At 61.1% G+C, this 2173-nt stretch carries 3 protein-coding genes; 1 reads left to right on the top strand and 2 read right to left on the bottom strand.

The genetic code is table 11. The features are described 5' to 3' along the window. On the top strand, positions 1 to 589 hold a 589-nt coding region (locus tag AC1DH9_RS27845; RefSeq protein WP_477809206.1), incomplete at its 5' end, for an extracellular solute-binding protein. Between the two features lie 108 nt (positions 590 to 697). On the opposite strand, the gene AC1DH9_RS27840 is transcribed toward AC1DH9_RS27845, so the two are convergent. Together AC1DH9_RS27840 and AC1DH9_RS27835 are read right to left on the bottom strand one after the other, a co-directional pair. Then, entirely contained in the window at positions 698 to 907 is a 210-nt protein-coding gene (locus AC1DH9_RS27840) for a DUF1059 domain-containing protein (RefSeq protein WP_024264661.1), read from the bottom strand. A 144-nt stretch (positions 908 to 1051) separates the two neighbouring features. Further along, entirely contained in the window at positions 1052 to 1903 is an 852-nt protein-coding gene (locus tag AC1DH9_RS27835) for a CAP domain-containing protein (protein ID WP_427545019.1), read from the bottom strand. Positions 1904 to 2173: the final 270 nt, after the last annotated feature.

Raw genomic sequence — 2173 nt, 5'->3', positions numbered from 1 at the left:
GTGTGGTGTGGCGATGCTGGATGCGCCCAACGAAATCATTCCGATTGCGCTGCACTACCTTGGGCTGCCCTACAACAGCCAGAACCCGGAAGATTACCGCAAGGCTGAAGCGCTGTTGCTGAAGGTCCGTCCGTATATCCGTTACTTCGACTCCTCCAAATTCATTTCCGACCTGGCCAACGGCAATGTCTGCGTGGTGCTCGGCTGGTCGGGAGGCGTGTACGACGCCCAATTGGCATCGGCGAAGGCCGGTAACGTGCGCACTCTGGTCTACAGCATCCCGCGTGAGGGCGCGCCGGTCTKGGTGGAAAACATGGTGCTGCTCAACGACGCGCCACACCCGCAACAAGGCCTGAGCTTCATCAACTACATGCTGCGCCCTGAGGTCATTGCAGAAACCTCCAACTACCTGGGCTACCCCAATGCCAACAAGGACGCCACCACACTGGTCGAGCAGAAAGTGCGCGACAACTCCGGGGTGTACCCCTCCAAGGAAACCATGGCGACCTTGTTCCCGCTTGAGCCATTGCCGCTGAAGATGGAGCGCGTGCGCACCCGGGTCTGGAGCAAGGTCAAAACCGGGAGTTGAGTGGGTTGAGCGAGGCGGGCGACTGGCTTCGATAGACGCGTTAAAACTGTGGGGCTCATCGATATGAGCCCCACAGACGACTCCGAATCCCCCACCAGGTCTTTTGTCTCAAGCGCGTCGGGCTTCCAGCGGCGGCGTGCCATCGTGAAACATGGTCTTCAGTTGTGCGCGCAACTCTGGCGAATCGACGTGCTTGTGAACACTCACCGCATGCTGCGCGGCGGCCTCCAGCAATTCTTTTTCGGAATCGGCGGACAGTGCGACAGAGCACTTGATTCCGCTTGGAAATTCACGGCAATCGATGTATTTACGCGACATGATGTTCTCCTTCATACGAAGGCAGGCCTGCGCCTGCGTGAACGGACCACTCGACACGTCACGCAGCCCATCGAACACGAATGCGTGGCGCATCGAGTGTGGTAATCCACACAGTATAGGTCGATCGCCGGATCGCCAAAGTACTTACGGCGTACCGAACATCGCCGTCCAGTAAATGCCCGCATCACTCTTCGGATCTACCGCATACGCCGCGCCCAGCTCGCGGAATTGCGGGTTCATCAGGTTGGCGCAGTGACCGGGGCTGGAMAGCCAGCCATCGACCACCTTGCGCACGGTGTCTTGCCCGGCGGCGATGTTCTCGCCGATCTGTTGGCCGGCGTAGCCTGCCAGTTCAGCCCGATCCCCCGGTGTGCGGCCATCACGGTCCTTGTGGTCGAAGAAGTTGTGATTGGCCATGGACTGGGTGTGCGCCTGGGCGGCTGTCGCCAGCGTGGCGTTCCAGGCCAGCGGTTGGGTGGCGGTAAAGGACTGAGCGCCGCACTGACGCGTTTGCTTGCGGGCGCTGTTGATCATCTCGAGCAGCTTCTGTCCCTCGGCCTGCCAGTCGCCCAGGCGGCCGGCCAACAGTGGGCGCGCGAGCACAATGCGCCACAGAGTTCCTTCATGGCTCACGCCGATATCGACGAACTGCGGGTCCAGCACGACCTGGCAGAAGCTCTCCCGTACTGCCTTCATGGCCGACTGCGCATCTCGCGGGCCGGACAAGGTGATCGCCTGTACGCTGACCATCGGATAAGCCGTACGCGCCAGCGCCTGCTGCAGGTCGCCGATATTGCTGCCGGGCAGGATCAGGCGCGGATCGGCTGCTAGCGGTGGCAACTCCTGAGACACCAGGCTGGCGCAGCGCTGCACCTGGCTGCGGTAGGTGTTGATCGACTCGACCAGCTGCGACTCTTCGGTGGCCACGGCACTGGCGGCGAACACCAGCCCCAGCGACAACGTGGCAAGACGCATAACGGATGACAGGACGCGCATGAAACTCTCCTTGAGCTGACTGCGCTCATGATGCGCGAAATAGCCCCACCCAGCGCAATGCCTTTTTAGACTGAAACCGATTTTGTTTTCCGCGCCATGACCGTGGACTACCTCATGACCATCGACTACCTCCGTAGCAGCTGCCGAGCCCGCGAGGCTGCGTTAGAGGCGGGCCGCGCTCGGGCGCAGCGGTCGTAAAATCCGACAACGCGTTCCTTCAAGCAAACCACGTACACAGGATTGGCGAGGACTTCGTCCTCGAACGCAGCC

It is taken from the genome of Pseudomonas sp. 05T35, from assembly GCF_056396605.1.
Note: the sequence above shows the minus strand (reverse complement) of the source record. Positions and strands in the feature narration are given on the sequence as shown.

What these genes read in the sequence shown, in the direction of transcription:
- AC1DH9_RS27840 (WP_024264661.1), bottom strand. Translation starts at nt 907, where the DNA reads ATGTCGCGTAAATACATCGATTGCCGTGAATTTCCAAGCGGAATCAAG.